Origin of the sequence: Citrobacter sp. RHBSTW-00599 (assembly GCF_013784065.1) — a bacterium.
Classification (GTDB): Bacteria; Pseudomonadota; Gammaproteobacteria; order Enterobacterales; family Enterobacteriaceae; genus Citrobacter; species Citrobacter braakii.
The window spans coordinates 2,839,840-2,855,178 of the sequence record NZ_CP056717.1 but is presented as its reverse complement, the minus strand read 5'-3'; the positions used below and the strand labels follow the sequence as shown (position 1 = coordinate 2,855,178).

Sequence of the window (15,339 nt, the reverse complement as noted above, 5' to 3'; positions counted from 1 at the left end):
ATTAAGCGAATATCTGGGGCAGGGCATTACTGATATTAATATGGATAAACGGTACTATTATGCCTGATGCAATATGGTCAAAACGGTACGTAAGTCGGTGACCGAAATTTGCCCAGGGGCAGAGGCTTTTTTCACCGCACCAAAGGTTGCCGCTGAACCGAAAACCTCACCGGACAGACGTGAAATCACCCCTGTTTTAGCCATCGACATAGTAATGATCGGGCGATCGGCATAGCGTTCCTGCATTTCCAGAGTTGCGCCAAGCAGGGTCAATACATCCGTCTTGTTTTGCGGCATCAGGGCGATTTTAGGGATATCAGCGCCAAGCTCCTGCATTTTACGCAGACGCAGGACAATCTCTTGTGCCGCTGGCGTCTTATGGAAATCATGATTCGACATAATGACGGCGACATTTTTTGCATGTGCATATTCGACGGTGGCTTTAATCAGTTCGTCACCGGTGAAAAGCTCCAGGTCGATCATATCGACCAGACCGCTATCTATCGCCGCACGGTTTAGCGCAATATAGTTTTCGACAGCCAGCGCCTGTTCACCACCTTCTTTGGCACTACGGAAGGTGAACAGCAGCGGTTTGTCAGCCATCACATCGCGGATGGCGCGTGCAGCTTCCAGTACGGCATCAACGGAGGACACCTCGGTGAAATGGTCAACGCGCCATTCCAGAATGTCGAAATCCGCCTCGCGATAGGCCAGCGCTTCGCTTTTTACCGTTGCGATGTCTTTACCCATCAGTGAGACAATGATCTTCGGCGCACCCTCGCCAATGACGAGGTTTTTTACGGTTACGGTTTTCATCGATTACCCTTTAAATATTTTACAAATGCTTGCTCATCAGGCTGCAAAACCCATAACCTGTTTCACATACTCAAGAGGGAAATCTTTCCCGGTCCAGAGTTTGAACTGTTCAGCCCCTTGCCATAACAACATGCCGTAACCATCAATCGTTTTGCAACCGGCAAGTTGTGCCTGTTGCAATAATTTGGTCATATGCGGGTTGTAGACGCATTCAGTCACCAGCAGATCCGGGCGTAGCAGGGAAACGTCGGTTACCAGAGATTCGTTCTCCAGCGGCTTCATTCCCACTTTCGTACCGTTAGTCAGAATATCCGCGCTGGCCAGTGCGTCCGCAAAAGCCTGTTGATCGTCGAGATCGATAACGGTGACCACGCAGTCGGTATTTTCATTAACACGTTTGGCGAATTCCTGCGCTTTGGCAAAGAACTCATCTTGACGGTTAAAGAGTTTGATTTCTTTGATGCCTTCAATCGCCGCCTGGGCGCCAATGGCCGTTGACGCGCCGCCTGCGCCCAACAGTACCATGGTTTTACCCCTGATATCGAAACCGCTTTCCTTGATGGCGCGAATATGCCCCGTGCCATCAGTATTGTAGCCGCGCAGGTAACCATCATCATTGACGATAGTATTAATCGCGCCGACCAGTTTGGCTGCAGGCGTTAATTCATCAACATATTCACATGCCAGTTGCTTATTGGGCATTGAGACTCCGGTACCGCGCATTTTTAAGGCCTTCAGCCCGGCAATCGCATTAGCAAACGTGGAGTTATCGACTTCAAATGCCATGTAGGTAAAAGGTAATCCCGCTTTTTCTAATGCCTTATTTTGCATTTCAGGCGACAAGCTGTGTCTGATAGGATAGGCCATCAGACCAATCAGTTCATATTTTGCAGTTACGTCCATTTGATACTCCTTCTAAGCAATTTATTGAAAATAACGTTCGCCCAACCGCACATCATTTTTGGGAATATCAAATACGCGGTAGTAACGAATAAAGACGATGATGGCGGTGATGAAGGCCAGCAAAGCAAATGCGAGGTCCAGCAAAATGATGTACTGCAGGCCAATGTTAGAAAGGTATCCGGTGATTAATGGGATAATAAAGTTGGCTACGCCCCCCATCATCATATAAATACTGGTGACCTTGGCTTTGCTCCTGGGGAAAAACTCTGACATCACCGAAACGCCGAGCTGTAAAATACCGCCTGCGGCAGAAAACCCGATAAGAAATGAACCGGCGTTACACACCAATGGGGATGGATATAAATAGATAACCGCTGCGGTGAGGGTTGCCAGCCCGGCGTTAAACACATTCGCCCAAATGGGTCGAACCATTTTCTTGAGCAGTACAGCAAAAATAAACACGCAGACCAGCGATCCCATACTGTAGTAAGAGATGGTTTTCAGCGCGTCGGCTTCTGCCATGCCGGCAAATGCCATCGCATATTTCGGCATCCAGACTACGATGACGTAAAAGGTAGAAAATGCGGCCACCCCAAACATAACGGAGGCTACGCCTTCCAGCCAGACCAGCGGTTTACTGTTCATCTGCGGTAGCTCTTTTGCAATGCCCGCATCCACCATCTGGCTGGGGAAACGGCTTTTGAGCAGCATCAACGTTATGACGACGAACAGTACCCCCGGGATAATGACCGCATAGCCGTACCAGATATGGTTGAGCAGCATGGTGCTGACGACGATGGGGTAGATCATCTGCCCGAATGAGACCATCGCTTTAACCAGGATAACAGCTGACCCAGATGCCTTAGGGAAGCATTCCATCAATGCCGGATAGCCCCCTGTATCCAGGGCCGAGTTAGCGACGCCGACACAAACAGCGAGAATAAAGGCAATCATCAGATTCGGGCTGGCGGGAATGCCGAAGAAAAACAGCATGTACAGAATAGCACCTAACAGAATGATAGCCCGTCTACCAAATTTATCTGAGAGCACGCCAAAGAATAAAATACTCACCAGGCGACCAAGACCAATGCCGGAAATTAAATAGGCTATCCCAGCATTGTCGGTGGAGAATTTTTCTGCAAGAGAACTCATGTTTTGCGCCAGTGTAATGACGCTAATGCCGTGTAAAAAATAACTTAAATAAATACAGATTATCGCCAAAAGAAATGGCGTATTAAAGGTCTTATTTTGAGACATGTTCACAACTCCTTGCGGATTTTAAAATTGTTCTGTGCTCGTCGATATTGTTTAAATTGCGGCGACCTTGTGATTAATATACTGGGGTGCTGATATTGTGCCTACATAGCATGGCGTTTAAGTTACCAGGTATGTTGCATGCTCAACTGTGAAACTTAATTCTTTCAACCAACATTTTGCTGAAGTTTTAAAACCGCGACCAATTATTTTGCAGCGGGGGAGAACAATATTGCATCCGCGTTATTTTACGACCATCGCCATGTTTAGTTGCTGCTTTGTCGCGATACGGCTGCGATAGCCAATAAACAATGCTAAGGAAGGTGCGAATAAGTTCCTGATATGAGATCATCATATTCATCCGGAGCGCATCCCAGAGGGACATCATGAGCCATCAACTCACCTTCGCCGATAGTGAATTCAGCACTAAGCGCCGTCAGACCCGAAAAGAGATTTTCCTCTCCCGCATGGAGCAGATTCTGCCATGGCAGAATATGACCGCTGTCATCGAGCCGTTTTATCCCAAGGCGGGCAATGGCCGACGGCCCTATCCGCTGGAGACCATGCTGCGTATTCACTGCATGCAGCATTGGTACAACCTGAGCGACGGTGCCATGGAAGATGCCCTGTACGAAATCGCCTCCATGCGCCTGTTTGCCCGATTATCCCTGGATAGCGCCCTGCCGGATCGCACCACCATCATGAATTTCCGCCACCTGCTCGAGCAGCATCAACTGGCCCGTCAATTGTTCAAGACCATCAATCGCTGGCTGGCCGAAGCAGGCGTCATGATGACCCAAGGCACTTTGGTGGATGCCACCATCATTGAGGCACCCAGCTCGACCAAGAACAAAGAGCAGCAACGCGATCCGGAGATGCATCAGACCAAGAAAGGCAATCAGTGGCACTTTGGCATGAAGGCCCACATTGGTGTCGATGCCAAGAGTGGCCTGACCCACAGCCTGGTCACCACCGCGGCCAACGAGCATGACCTCAATCAGCTGGGTAATCTGCTTCATGGAGAGGAGCAATTTGTCTCAGCCGATGCCGGCTACCAAGGAGCGCCACAGCGCGAGGAGCTGGCCGAGGTGGATGTGGACTGGCTGATCGCCGAGCGTCCCGGCAAGGTAAAAACCTTGAAGCAGCATCCGCACAAGAACAAAACGGCCATCAACATCGAATACATGAAAGCCAGCATCCGTGCCAGGGTGGAGCACCCGTTTCGCATCATCAAGCGGCAGTTCGGCTTCGTGAAAGCCAGATACAAGGGGCTGCTGAAAAACGATAACCAACTGGCGATGTTATTCACCCTGGCCAACCTGTTTCGGGTGGACCAAATGATACGTCAGTGGGAGAGATCTCAGTAAAAACCGGAAATAACGCCAGAAATGGTGGAAAAAATAGCCTAAATAGGCTGATTCGATGTGTTTACGGGAAAAAAATCGGCCCAGATCCGCGAAATTTTAATCAGCGAGTCAATTTGGGAAGAAATGACCTGCTTATTCGCACCTTCCCTAACAGGAAGCCTACCGCGGCTATGCCGGTATCAAACCACATGATGTGAGCAATGCTGGTCTGCGAGAGTCTTGCCGTTATCAGTGGGATGGTGAAGGTCGCAATGCTGCCCGCGCTGTAGTAAATCCCGGTAGCTTTGCCCTTCGCATCGGGAAAGCGTGCGGCCATCAGCGTTAAACCGATTTGTACAACGCCTCCGGCTGAAGAGAAACCGATGACAAACGCGAAGACGATCACCATGTAGATCGACGGATGCAGGCAGACCATCAGCAATGCGATAAATGAGATAAAGGTGTACAGCATTAACAGAGAGGTTGCGCGCCCCGTCTTTCGTGCCAGTGGCGCGGTGATCAACACACACAGTAGAGAACCGCAGGTGTAAATGCTTAACAGCTTGATCGATAAGGTGTAGGACATCCCGGCGACATACTGTCCGTATTGTGCTAACCACTGGCTTATCAGATAAAATGTCGCCATGGCGATGTAGCCGTACAGAGTGTAACTGGCGAGATCGAGAAGAGAACAACGATGTTCAGATTGTATGCTTTTCTGTTCAACGGGTAATGCCTTGAGGGGGGCTTGATGCCCAGGATGGGCCGGGAATCGACAGCGAAACAAAAATACGCCATTGATTAGCATTACCGCGGCCGCCACAAGGAAGGACCAGCCAAACCAAAGTTCTGCCCACACCAGCAGACTGATAATCATCGGCAGCAGAAACTGACCGATGGAAACAAACGCTTTAATTAAGATATTAGCCGTGCCGGGAGAGCGGGGAAACGCCTCCATCAGGCTGGGGTAAGTTCCGGCGTCAAGAAAACTGTTTGCCATTCCAGCTAAAAATCCAAAAGCATAGGCAATATAAATGCTGTGAGTATTGATGATGCCTACAAAGAACAGCAGGTAGCAGACCATACCGAAAATAATAAACGGTCTGCGGCCATAGCGATCGGAAAGCATGCCCGCCACCAATAACACGCTTAAACGGCCAATGCCGAGTGAGGAAATAACAATTGAGACCCCTGCGGCATCGGTGTGCCACTGTTGTTCCAGTGAAGACATATTGAGGCTCATCAGAATGACCCCCATGCCGTGTACCAGGTAATTAAAGTACAGCCCTATCGCAGTGGAGAAATAGGTGTTTTTCATAATATGTTACTCAGCGAAGAGGCTAAATGAGTGTGGCGCTGCGGTCTCTTAACACAAACGCTCAAGGTCGTGGGCATACAGTTCAACAGCGGCCGATTGATAGATTTTCCAGTCGAGAAAATCATCGTGCTGATAAACTGCCTGAAAAGAGATCAGATCGGGAAAGAAACGCATGGTGTTATTACCGATACGGTTATTTATTTTTTCGATAATGGCGTTAATTCTTAACTTTCGTCTGGCTTTCATTTCTGCACAAATGCGCGTGATGTCTTCCGGGATTTCCCTTTCGCCATTCTCCCATTGTTGCCAGGCGGCAACATTGTGATCCCGCGAGATATACATAGCGCTTTCTTCTACCGTCATAGCAAAAATATGGCGGATAGCCTGGAGTTCCAATGCGTTCATTATTTGATCACCTCATAAAAGACGGTGGAATAGTAATAACATTGCTGTGGATATTTCGGCTTGAAGAGAGTCACAGTATCTTGTGCAATATTATTTGTTTATCAACGGGGAAGAGCGGAGCTGTGGTGCGGTAAGGTTGGTGGCGAGGCGCGCGAAGGACAAAAAAAAGCCCATCGTGGGAGATGGGCAAAGACTACACACAGCAATTCGTTGTTTCACTCAGGGGATTTCCATGCTTATAAATCAATGTGTTGATCTAAAGCCATGGGCTAATAGTAGGCATACTGATTTTTTACGTCGATCAGATTCATCTCAATAGTTTAAAAACTGTAAATAATTTGCGAAGCAAATGAGTATTTAAAGAAGGATAACGTTGGGTCTTATTTAGTAAGCGGGCGGAATTGATTAGTATTGTTAAACAATCAGGCGGCAGTGCCGCCTGACGTGGGATTACTTATTGCGTTCGATTTCAGCAATTTCTTCGAGGATTTCGTCGGGATCGCTACCTGGCGCAGGGGCTTCGTTTACCCAGGCGGAGAACAGACGCCAGGACACGGCCAGTACCACCGGGCCGATAAACAGACCAATCATGCCGAAGGCAATCAGTCCGCCGATGACCCCTGAGAGAATCAGGATCAGCGGCAAATCGGCCCCCATGCGAATCAGCATCGGGCGAATAACGTTATCCAGCGTTCCGACCACGCCGCTCCACACCAGCAGCACCGTGCCCCAGGTTGAATCGCCCGTCCAGTACAGCCAGATAATGGCCGGGACCAGCACCGGCAATGGCCCCAGTTGCACCAGACAAGACAGGATCATCAATACCGCCAGCAGCGTGGCGTACGGCACGCCGGTTACCGCCAGACCAATGCCACCGAGCACTGCCTGCACCAGCGCGGTGACCACAACGCCTAATGCGACGGCGCGAATGGCTTGTGCTGCCAGCAGAATGGCGGCATCGCCACGTTTGGATGCCAGGCGACAAGCGAAGTGGCGAATACCTAACGCCACCTGTTCACCGCGCCAGTACAGCAGGGCGCTGAACAGCAGCATCAGACCACAGTGCATCATAAAGCGGCCAAGGTGAGCAGCCTGGCCAACAAACCAGGTCGTCGTCGTGCCGATATAAGGACGAACCTTGGCCATGATGGCCGCGCCGCCCATATCCAGCAGACTGTGCCACGCGGCATACAATTTTGCGCCGACCAACGGAATACTGTTCAGCCACGCCAGATCCGGCAGGGTCATATCGCCTGCGGTTACGGCATGGATCAATGGCCCGCTGCCATCAACAATGCTATTGACCAGTAGCGCGATAGGAATGATGAACAACAGCACCAGCAGCAGGGTCATCACCAGCACGGCCAGCGAGCGACGGCCCCAGAGCAATTTTTGTAAGCGTAGCAGGATCGGCCAGGTCGCAATGACCACCGTCCCCGCCCATGCAAAACCGAGGATAAAGGGCTGAACAATCCAAAGACAGGCCACAATCATGACGGCTAAAAACAGCGCCGATAGCAGCACTTGTGCAATATCCTTGGGCTGGCGGAAATTTACCATAAATACTTTTCACCTTTGTCTTTGCGCCAGAACGTTGACGCGACGTGAACACTTAAATGACACCCTGTAATGATGAGCAATTTCAGCGGTTTTTGACAGGCGGATTCTGCCTGTAAATCTGCTGAGCGTATTAGAAAAAAATGTGATACAACAAACAAAGCAACACGCAAACGATTAAATTCACAACACAGACCGCAGGAAAGGGTCACTATAATGATTCCACAAATTTCTCAGGCGCCAGGTGTCGTTCAACTGGTGCTCAATTTTTTGCAGGCACTGGAGCAGCAAGGATTTACGGGCGATACGGCAACGAGCTATGCCGATCGTCTGACAATGTCGACGGATAACAGTATTTATCAGCTGCTTCCTGATGCTGTCGTATTCCCTCGTTCAACCGCAGATGTGGCGCTTATCGCTCGTCTGGCGGCGGAACCTCTTTTCTCTTCGTTGATTTTTACCCCACGCGGAGGCGGCACCGGGACCAACGGTCAGGCGCTGAATCAGGGCATTATTGTTGATATGTCCCGCTATATGAGCCGCATCATTGAAATCAATGTGCAGGAAGGTTGGGTGCGGGTTGAAGCCGGGGTGATAAAAGACCAGCTCAACCAGTTTCTGAAGCCTTACGGCTATTTCTTTGCCCCCGAGTTATCCACCAGTAACCGGGCAACGCTGGGGGGGATGATCAATACCGACGCATCCGGACAAGGCTCGTTGGTTTACGGTAAAACCTCCGATCACGTGCTGGGTATCCGCGCGGTGCTGATGGGCGGCGATATTCTTGATACCCAGCCAATGCCGGTCGAACTTGCCCAAACGCTGGGTAATAGCAACACCACTATTGGCCGCATCTACAAGACGGTTTATGAGCGTTGCCGCGACAACCGACTGCTGATCATTGATAAATTCCCGAAACTTAATCGCTTCCTGACCGGTTACGATCTGCGGCACGTCTTTAACGATGAGATGACCGAATTTGATTTAACCCGCATTCTTACCGGCTCTGAAGGTACGCTGGCGTTTATCACCGAAGCCCGTCTGGATATCACGCCGCTACCCAAAGTCAGACAACTGGTTAACGTTAAGTACGACTCTTTCGACTCGGCATTGCGTAATGCCCCGGTGATGGTGGAAGCGCGCGCGCTGTCGGTAGAAACCGTCGACTCCAAAGTGCTTAACCTGGCACGGGAAGATATTGTCTGGCACTCGGTAAGTGAATTGATTACCGATGTGGCGGATAAAGAGATGCTGGGTCTGAATATTGTGGAGTTTGCCGGTGACGATGAAGCATTGATTGATTCGCAGGTCAGCGCACTGTGCGAACGGCTGGATGGCTTAATTGCGCGTCAGGAAGCGGGTGTTATAGGCTGGCAGCTATGTACCGAGCTGGCAGGCGTCGAGCGCATTTACGCGATGCGTAAAAAAGCTGTCGGTCTGCTGGGGAATGCGAAAGGGGCCGCGAAGCCGATTCCGTTTGCTGAAGATACCTGCGTTCCGCCGGAACATCTGGCTGACTATATTGCCGAGTTCCGCGCGCTGCTCGATAGCCACGGCCTGAGTTACGGCATGTTTGGTCACGTAGATGCAGGCGTGTTGCACGTCAGACCGGCGCTGGATATGTGCGACCCGCAGCAGGAAGTGCTGATGAAACGCATTTCTGACGATGTTGTCGCGCTGACGGCAAAATATGGCGGTCTGCTGTGGGGCGAGCACGGGAAAGGTTTTCGTGCAGAATATAGCCCGGCGTTCTTCGGTGAGGAACTGTATCGAGAACTGCGTAAAGTGAAATCGGTGTTTGATCCGCAAAACCGGCTCAATCCTGGCAAAATCTGTCCACCGGAAGATGTTGATGCGCCGATGATGAAAGTGGACGCGGTGAAACGCGGAACGTATGACCGTCAGATCCCGCTGGCCGTACGCCAGGAGTGGCGTGGGGCGATGGAGTGTAACGGCAACGGGTTATGCTTTAACTTTGATGCGAAAAGCCCGATGTGTCCGTCGATGAAAATCAGCCTCAACCGCATCCATTCACCGAAAGGGCGAGCTACGCTGGTGCGTGAATGGCTGCGTCTGTTGGCAGATCGCGGGATTGACCCGCTACAGCTGGAAAAAGAGCTACCGGAAAAACGTGCCAGTTTACGTACGCTGATTGCCCGTACCCGCAATAGCTGGCATGCGCGCAAAGGCGAATACGATTTCTCGCACGAAGTGAAAGAGGCAATGTCGGGTTGTCTGGCGTGTAAAGCCTGTTCCACACAGTGCCCGATTAAAATCGATGTGCCGGAGTTCCGCTCACGCTTCCTGCAGTTGTATCACACGCGTTATCTGCGGCCGTTGCGCGATCACATGGTGGCGACCGTTGAGAGTTATGCGCCGTTAATGGCGCGGGCGCCCAACACGTTTAACTTCTTCATCAACCAGCCGCTGGTGCGTAATCTGGCTAAAAAGCACATCGGCATGGTCGACTTACCGCTGCTGTCTGCGCCGTCGCTTCAACGTCAGTTAGTTGGCCATCGTTCCGCTAATATGACGCTGGAACAACTCGAATTACTCAGCCTTGAGCAAAAAGCCCGTACGGTGCTGGTGGTGCAGGATCCGTTCACCAGCTATTACGATGCACAGGTGGTGGCTGATTTTATACGTCTGGTTGAAAAGCTGGGTTTGCAGCCGGTACTGCTGCCGTTCTCGCCAAACGGCAAGGCCCAGCATATTAAGGGCTTTTTAAACCGTTTTGCTAAAACCGCAAAGAAAACATCTGAGTTTCTCAATCGGGTGGCGAAGCTGAATATTCCGATGGTGGGTGTCGATCCGGCGCTGGTGCTTTGCTATCGCGATGAATACAAACTGGCGCTTGGAGAGCAACGGGGCGATTTCCATGTGTTACTCGCCAACGAATGGTTATCGACAGTTGTGGAGTCACAGCAGCCAGTCGCTGTGGGCGGTGAACCGTGGTACTTCTTTGGACACTGTACCGAAGTGACGGCCCTGCCGGGCGCGCCTGCTCAGTGGGCGGCTATTTTTGCCCGCTTTGGTGCAAAGCTGGAGAACATCAGCGTAGGGTGCTGTGGTATGGCGGGCACCTATGGCCACGAAGTGAAGAATCATCAGAACTCACTGGGGATCTATGAGCTATCATGGCACCAGGCAATGCAACGATTGCCGCGTAACCGTTGTCTGGCTACCGGATACTCCTGTCGCAGTCAGGTTAAACGCGTTGAAGGCACGGGCGTTCGCCATCCATTACAGGCACTGCTGGAGATTATAGGATGATCTGGAAACGTGAAGTCACACTCGAAGCGCTCAACGCCATGGGTGAAGGAAATATGGTTGGGCTGCTTGATATTCGTTTTGTGCACATTGGCGATGACACGCTGGAAGCCACAATGCCGGTAGACCACCGTACTAAACAACCATTTGGTTTGCTGCACGGCGGCGCGTCCGTGGTGCTGGCTGAGAGCATTGGTTCGGTGGCTGGTTATCTGTGTACTCAGGGTGAGCAGAAAGTGGTGGGCCTGGAGGTCAACGCCAACCATATTCGCTCGGCGCGGGAAGGGCGCGTCAGAGGGGTATGTCGCGCGGTGCATACCGGCTCCCGTCATCAGGTATGGCAAATCGAAATCTTCGATGAGCAGGGACGATTGTGCTGCACGTCGCGTCTGACGACAGCAATTTTGTGATGCATATTGCTTTTGGTCATTATCTGCACAGGGAATGGTGTTATACTGTGCAGGTTTTGAACACAAGCGAGGATGATATGTCTACCCAATTAGACCCGGCCCAACTGGCAATAGAGTTTTTACGTCGTGATAAAACCGATCTTTCACCAGCTCAGTACCTGAAAAGACTGAAACAGTTAGAGCTGGAGTTCGCGGATTTATTGACGCTTTCTTCGACTGAACTAAAAGAAGAGATCTATTTTGCCTGGCGCATGGGCGTTCATTGATTCCGGTATGCTTATCGTAATGAAACCCCGACACGCGTTCGGGGTTATTTTTTGCGTTAAATCTCAATCACCACTTCATCTCACCAGTATTAACCTTCGCACTTAGCTCCAGAGAACTTGCGTCTGCAAGACCTGGCCATGCCGCGGTGATGGTTTTAATCACATAATCCGAACCTTTCTTCGCCCCTAACGCCTGCTCAAACGATTGCAGATAGTCCTGTGTGAAGCGAATCGCTTTATCGCCCACAGGGCGTTCGCCGATGTAATGCCCCGGGACCACCTGGGTGGGTTGTAACTTCTGCATTTCGCCCAATACGCTACGCCACGCGCTACGCTGTTCTGCAGATTGCGTATCCGCCGTCCAGACGTGTATACCAGACGCCACGCCGGTACCGCCAATAATGGCACGGTTCGCCGGGATCCAGACGTAGGCTGCATAATCATTAGGGTGGCGCAGTTCCAGCGTTTCACCATCAACCGTGAAATGCGTTTGCGTTGTTGCTTGCGGAACGGTGAGCGATGTTGGCGCACCATCCTTCATTTGCGGACCCCAGAATTGCAGTTTGGCCTCTTTGGTGGCACGGATATGGTCTACTACGTGCGGTGTTGCCAGGACTTTTACCTGTGGGAAGGCTTTGACGATAGGCTGCAGTCCGAAATAGAAATCCGGATCGCCGGAGGTGATCACGATGGCCTTCAGCGTTTTACCGCTGGCGCGAATCATCTGCACCAGCTGTTCACCATCTTTAGTACTGAACTGTGCGTCAAACAATATTGCTTCTTTCGGTCCTGAAACCAGCGTTGAAGAGACCGGGAAAATAGCCTTGTCCTGTGGATTGTAGACGTCCAGCTGTAGCGTCGCGGCAAAGGATGAAGAGGCGAACAGAGGTAACAGCAGGGCCAGCGTTTTAACTTTCATGCTAGGTATCCTTGTGCAGGAAATTGTCTTTTGATAGTTCCTGTATTTTAAGGAAATTCGGATCTGTTAGAATTCCCTTATTAGGACATGCTGAGTTTCATAAAACGATCGGATGGGATGCAATGGACAGAGTGATGGCGGCAACGGTATTCAACCATATCTGTGATTTGGGCAGTCTGAGCGCCGCCGCGCGTGCGCTGGGGCTTTCCCGTCCGATGGTCAGTCGTTACCTCGACGAGATGGAGAAATGGGCGGGTGCAAGGCTTATCCATCGCTCGTCGCGCCGTCTGACGATCACGCCAGCGGGTGAAGAGGCATTAGTGAAAACGCGTTCTCTGGCGCAGCTTTCGCTGGATATTGGTGCCGCCAGCGCCGCGCAAACTCCCTCTGGCACGCTACGTGTGGCCTGTGCGCATTTTACAGCTATGCATATTTTAGCGCCGGTACTGCCCGCGTTTCTGACGAAGTATCCGCAACTGCGTATCGAGGTGGAGATCAATAATCAACCGGTAAGCCTCGTTGGAGAACGCATTGATGTGGCGATCCGTATAACGGAAAACCCTGAACCTGGAACTATCGCCCGTCGCCTTGGCGACTGTAAATCGGTACTGTGCGCGTCTGTAGAGTACCTGCATCAACATGGCACTCCTGAGACTATCGACGACCTTACGCGGCATAATTGTCTGTACTACAGCGGGTTTGCCGGAAAATCCTGGCACTTTCTGGATGCCCAGGGGCGGGCTGCAGCTGTTGCGATTAAAGGCAATTTGAGCGCCGGGATCTCTTCGTTGCTTTGTGAGTCGGCGTTGGCGGGAACGGGCATTGCGCTGGTGCCGGAACTGGAGGCGCGGGAAGGGCTGGCACAGGGAAAGCTGGTTAGACTCTTGCCCGAGCTTCAACCAAAAAGCCTGCCAATTTATGGTTTATATCTTTCGCGGGAGCATCAGCCTGCAGGACTGCGCCTGTTGCTGGACGCGCTCAGTGAAAAACAGCGCCTAATAATTGATTGAATACGCTTATAAAATAGTCAAATCGCAATTTGTGTTAAACAAAACATATCCGGAAGTGAGATTATTCTTATCGCCCCTTCAAGAGCTAAGCCATCGTGAGTGCCGGAGATAAGCGCCGGATGGGGCCGGAACCCTTAAGCCTGCCAGCAAGCAGCCTTAAGGGTTTTTTGTTGTCTTCACGTAGTGCCCGAACGGGATTGTACCTACTTGCCGTGAGTCTGCAGACCGATGTTGTCAAAAAATAGCCGTGGTGACATTTAAGTTTAAAGAATCATAACCGCTTTATATCGCACAGAGAATGCAGAACAGACCCTTTGGTAAATCATTACTGTGTGCGCTGTTCTGGTCACCGTGAAACGTTAACCGGGTTTAAATAATGGTAGAGAATCTTGTTTTCAATTATAAAAATCAGACACCGATTCACTATCGATTCAAACCGGCCTCCAGAGATTGTCGGCATTTGTTGATTGTCATGTCTGGATTTAATATCCCGGATGCTACCATCTATGATTTTGTCATGCTTGACCATTGCCATTCTGCAATTCTATGGATTAAAGATGATTTTGGCGGTCTGCCAGCTTATTACTTGTGTAATAAAATGAATTTCGATATTGAGCAGGGGGTTAGTCTACTCATGCAGGGGGTGATTGATTTTGTAAAACCCTCTAACACGACTATTCTTGGTGCTTCCAAAGGCGGGTCGATGTCGATGTATTACGGCATTAAGCACAACATTCGGAACATCATTACAGCAGTCCCCCAGTTTTACATCGGTAGCTATGTTGCAAAAGGATATTGGACGCACGTCGGACAAGAGATGATGGGCACCATCTCGCCAGCGAATATTAATAAGCTGGATAATATGCTGCAGGATGTTATCTACAGAGATAAACATAAAACTGCGAATATCTATCTTTTCACCTCACCAAATGATAAGCAGTTTCCTGTTGAGATTGCGCCAAATTTAGCACTGTTGCAGGAATATAATCATTTCAATCTTGTGGAAACCAGTTCATCCTTTGCAACTGAACATAATCAAATAACACGATATAACTTAAATGTTATTTTATCCATCATCTATCAGCTTGAAAATAATATAACCCCTGCCTTCGGGCGAGTGAAAAATGGCAATGGGTGGTTAGCCAGCCGTTAACTTTTTTCCGTTCACCGCTCTGCGAATCTCATCTCTGATAACTCCCTGGTTAGGTATAGCCTGACAGAGGAAGTTACCCCCTTCTATCACAGAAATAGTCATTTTCTATACATCTTTTGATTATCGACCTGTCTCGCCGATTGAAATTACTTAATCCATTATTAATCAATGCATTGAACAAAAAAATCCATCCCTGTTAACCCACGCAGCAGGGTCTATGCTTAGTAAAAGGGGTCAAAAAGGGCGATTAACCCGAATGCCCCTGCTGTTGAGGGGTTGAAGTGATAATCATTATCACTAACATGTTGTTATAGCTTGAAAGCTAGTGACTCGAGGTAACCCTATGGAATTGCATTCAGGAACATTTAACCCGGACGATTTTGCCTGGCGTGGTCTGACGTTAACGCCAGCGGCTGCGGCGCACATCCGCGAGCTGGTGGCAAAGCAACCCGACATGTTAGGCGTGCGTTTAGGCGTGAAGCAAACGGGATGCGCGGGATTTGGCTACGTGCTGGACACCGTTCGCCAGGCGGAAAAAGACGATCTGCTGTTTGAAACGGAGGGGGCCAGACTTTATGTACCGTTACAGGCGATGCCGTTTATCGACGGCACAGAAGTTGATTTCGTGCGCGAAGGATTAAATCAGCTATTTAAATTTCATAACCCGAAAGCCCAGAACGAATGCGGCTGTGGCGAAAGTTTTGGGGTATAG

At 50.3% G+C, this 15,339-nt stretch carries 14 protein-coding genes, 1 other RNA gene and 1 pseudogene; 8 read left to right on the top strand and 8 right to left on the bottom strand.

The window, feature by feature from the left end:
* Positions 1–57 precede the first annotated feature (57 nt).
* Genes aroD through HV243_RS13915 form a run of 3 tightly spaced genes read right to left on the bottom strand, consistent with a single transcriptional unit; the run spans position 58 to position 2,976 of the window.
* Entirely contained in the window at positions 58–816 is a 759-nt protein-coding gene (gene aroD, locus HV243_RS13925; protein ID WP_053390161.1) for a type I 3-dehydroquinate dehydratase, read from the bottom strand.
* Between the two features lie 36 nt (positions 817–852).
* Positions 853–1,719 carry a quinate/shikimate dehydrogenase gene (gene ydiB / locus HV243_RS13920; RefSeq protein ID WP_053390160.1) on the bottom strand — a complete coding sequence of 289 codons (867 nt, stop codon included), beginning with the start codon at positions 1,717–1,719 and terminating at the stop codon, positions 853–855.
* Between the two features lie 21 nt (positions 1,720–1,740).
* A complete protein-coding gene (locus tag HV243_RS13915) occupies positions 1,741–2,976 on the bottom strand; it encodes an MFS transporter (protein ID WP_053390159.1) in 1,236 nt (411 codons plus the stop codon).
* A 383-nt stretch (positions 2,977–3,359) separates the two neighbouring features.
* Here HV243_RS13915 and HV243_RS13910 point away from each other — a divergent pair, with 383 nt between their 5' ends.
* Both HV243_RS13910 and HV243_RS25710 read left to right on the top strand, forming a co-directional pair.
* A complete protein-coding gene (locus HV243_RS13910) occupies positions 3,360–4,340 on the top strand; it encodes an IS5-like element ISKpn26 family transposase (protein ID WP_125086350.1) in 981 nt (326 codons plus the stop codon).
* Positions 4,322–4,537 carry a hypothetical protein gene (locus HV243_RS25710; RefSeq protein WP_346342830.1) on the top strand — a complete coding sequence of 72 codons (216 nt, stop codon included), beginning with the start codon at positions 4,322–4,324 and terminating at the stop codon, positions 4,535–4,537. Before HV243_RS13910 ends, HV243_RS25710 begins: the two co-directional genes overlap by 19 nt.
* On the opposite strand, the pseudogene HV243_RS13905 reads toward HV243_RS25710, so the two are convergent.
* The 4 genes and pseudogenes from HV243_RS13905 to ydiK all read right to left on the bottom strand — a co-directional run.
* Positions 4,489–5,637, bottom strand: a pseudogene (locus HV243_RS13905) (MFS transporter); the annotation flags it as partial. The gene HV243_RS25710 and the pseudogene HV243_RS13905 sit on opposite strands and share 49 nt — an antisense overlap.
* 48 nt (positions 5,638–5,685) lie before the next feature.
* On the bottom strand, positions 5,686–6,042 hold the full coding sequence (locus tag HV243_RS13900; protein ID WP_016156361.1) for a YdiL family protein: 357 nt from the start codon (positions 6,040–6,042) through the stop codon (positions 5,686–5,688).
* Between the two features lie 158 nt (positions 6,043–6,200).
* Positions 6,201–6,308: antisense sRNA RprA (gene rprA / locus HV243_RS13895), an RNA gene on the bottom strand.
* A gap of 184 nt (positions 6,309–6,492) precedes the next feature.
* The gene (gene ydiK, locus HV243_RS13890) at positions 6,493–7,602 is read right to left on the bottom strand and encodes an AI-2E family transporter YdiK (RefSeq protein WP_016156362.1); all 1,110 of its coding nucleotides are present in this window, start codon (positions 7,600–7,602) and stop codon (positions 6,493–6,495) included.
* Positions 7,603–7,815: 213 nt separating this feature from the next.
* On the opposite strand from ydiK, the gene HV243_RS13885 reads away from it, so the two are divergent.
* The 3 genes from HV243_RS13885 to HV243_RS13875 all read left to right on the top strand — a co-directional run bounded on the left by HV243_RS13885 (position 7,816) and on the right by HV243_RS13875 (position 11,545).
* The gene (locus HV243_RS13885) at positions 7,816–10,872 is read left to right on the top strand and encodes an FAD-binding and (Fe-S)-binding domain-containing protein (RefSeq protein WP_053390168.1); all 3,057 of its coding nucleotides are present in this window, start codon (positions 7,816–7,818) and stop codon (positions 10,870–10,872) included.
* Entirely contained in the window at positions 10,869–11,279 is a 411-nt protein-coding gene (gene menI / locus HV243_RS13880; protein ID WP_016152900.1) for a 1,4-dihydroxy-2-naphthoyl-CoA hydrolase, read from the top strand. The genes HV243_RS13885 and menI overlap by 4 nt, the downstream gene beginning before the upstream one ends.
* Positions 11,280–11,356: 77 nt before the next feature.
* Positions 11,357–11,545 carry a YdiH family protein gene (locus tag HV243_RS13875; protein WP_029139522.1) on the top strand — a complete coding sequence of 63 codons (189 nt, stop codon included), beginning with the start codon at positions 11,357–11,359 and terminating at the stop codon, positions 11,543–11,545.
* A gap of 67 nt (positions 11,546–11,612) precedes the next feature.
* Here HV243_RS13875 and HV243_RS13870 read toward each other — a convergent pair whose 3' ends face one another.
* A complete protein-coding gene (locus tag HV243_RS13870) occupies positions 11,613–12,464 on the bottom strand; it encodes a Vmh family MBL fold metallo-hydrolase (protein WP_053390169.1) in 852 nt (283 codons plus the stop codon).
* Between the two features lie 122 nt (positions 12,465–12,586).
* Here HV243_RS13870 and HV243_RS13865 point away from each other — a divergent pair, with 122 nt between their 5' ends.
* The 3 genes from HV243_RS13865 (at position 12,587) to sufA (ending at position 15,339) form a co-directional block, all read left to right on the top strand.
* On the top strand, positions 12,587–13,474 hold the full coding sequence (locus tag HV243_RS13865) for a LysR family transcriptional regulator (RefSeq protein WP_029139523.1): 888 nt from the start codon (positions 12,587–12,589) through the stop codon (positions 13,472–13,474).
* Positions 13,475–13,850: 376 nt separating this feature from the next.
* Entirely contained in the window at positions 13,851–14,627 is a 777-nt protein-coding gene (locus HV243_RS13860) for a hypothetical protein (protein ID WP_047417797.1), read from the top strand.
* Positions 14,628–14,970: 343 nt separating this feature from the next.
* A complete protein-coding gene (sufA, locus tag HV243_RS13855; protein WP_016152905.1) occupies positions 14,971–15,339 on the top strand; it encodes a Fe-S cluster assembly scaffold SufA in 369 nt (122 codons plus the stop codon).

Coding starts and splice junctions, on each gene's coding strand:
- aroD (WP_053390161.1), bottom strand. CDS start 816: ATGAAAACCGTAACCGTAAAAAACCTCGTCATTGGCGAGGGTGCGCCG.
- ydiB (WP_053390160.1), bottom strand. CDS start 1,719: ATGGACGTAACTGCAAAATATGAACTGATTGGTCTGATGGCCTATCCT.
- HV243_RS13915 (WP_053390159.1), bottom strand. CDS start 2,976: ATGTCTCAAAATAAGACCTTTAATACGCCATTTCTTTTGGCGATAATC.
- HV243_RS13910 (WP_125086350.1), top strand. CDS start 3,360: ATGAGCCATCAACTCACCTTCGCCGATAGTGAATTCAGCACTAAGCGC.
- HV243_RS13900 (WP_016156361.1), bottom strand. CDS start 6,042: ATGAACGCATTGGAACTCCAGGCTATCCGCCATATTTTTGCTATGACG.
- ydiK (WP_016156362.1), bottom strand. CDS start 7,602: ATGGTAAATTTCCGCCAGCCCAAGGATATTGCACAAGTGCTGCTATCG.
- HV243_RS13885 (WP_053390168.1), top strand. CDS start 7,816: ATGATTCCACAAATTTCTCAGGCGCCAGGTGTCGTTCAACTGGTGCTC.
- menI (WP_016152900.1), top strand. CDS start 10,869: ATGATCTGGAAACGTGAAGTCACACTCGAAGCGCTCAACGCCATGGGT.
- HV243_RS13875 (WP_029139522.1), top strand. CDS start 11,357: ATGTCTACCCAATTAGACCCGGCCCAACTGGCAATAGAGTTTTTACGT.
- HV243_RS13870 (WP_053390169.1), bottom strand. CDS start 12,464: ATGAAAGTTAAAACGCTGGCCCTGCTGTTACCTCTGTTCGCCTCTTCA.
- HV243_RS13865 (WP_029139523.1), top strand. CDS start 12,587: ATGGACAGAGTGATGGCGGCAACGGTATTCAACCATATCTGTGATTTG.
- HV243_RS13860 (WP_047417797.1), top strand. CDS start 13,851: ATGGTAGAGAATCTTGTTTTCAATTATAAAAATCAGACACCGATTCAC.
- sufA (WP_016152905.1), top strand. CDS start 14,971: ATGGAATTGCATTCAGGAACATTTAACCCGGACGATTTTGCCTGGCGT.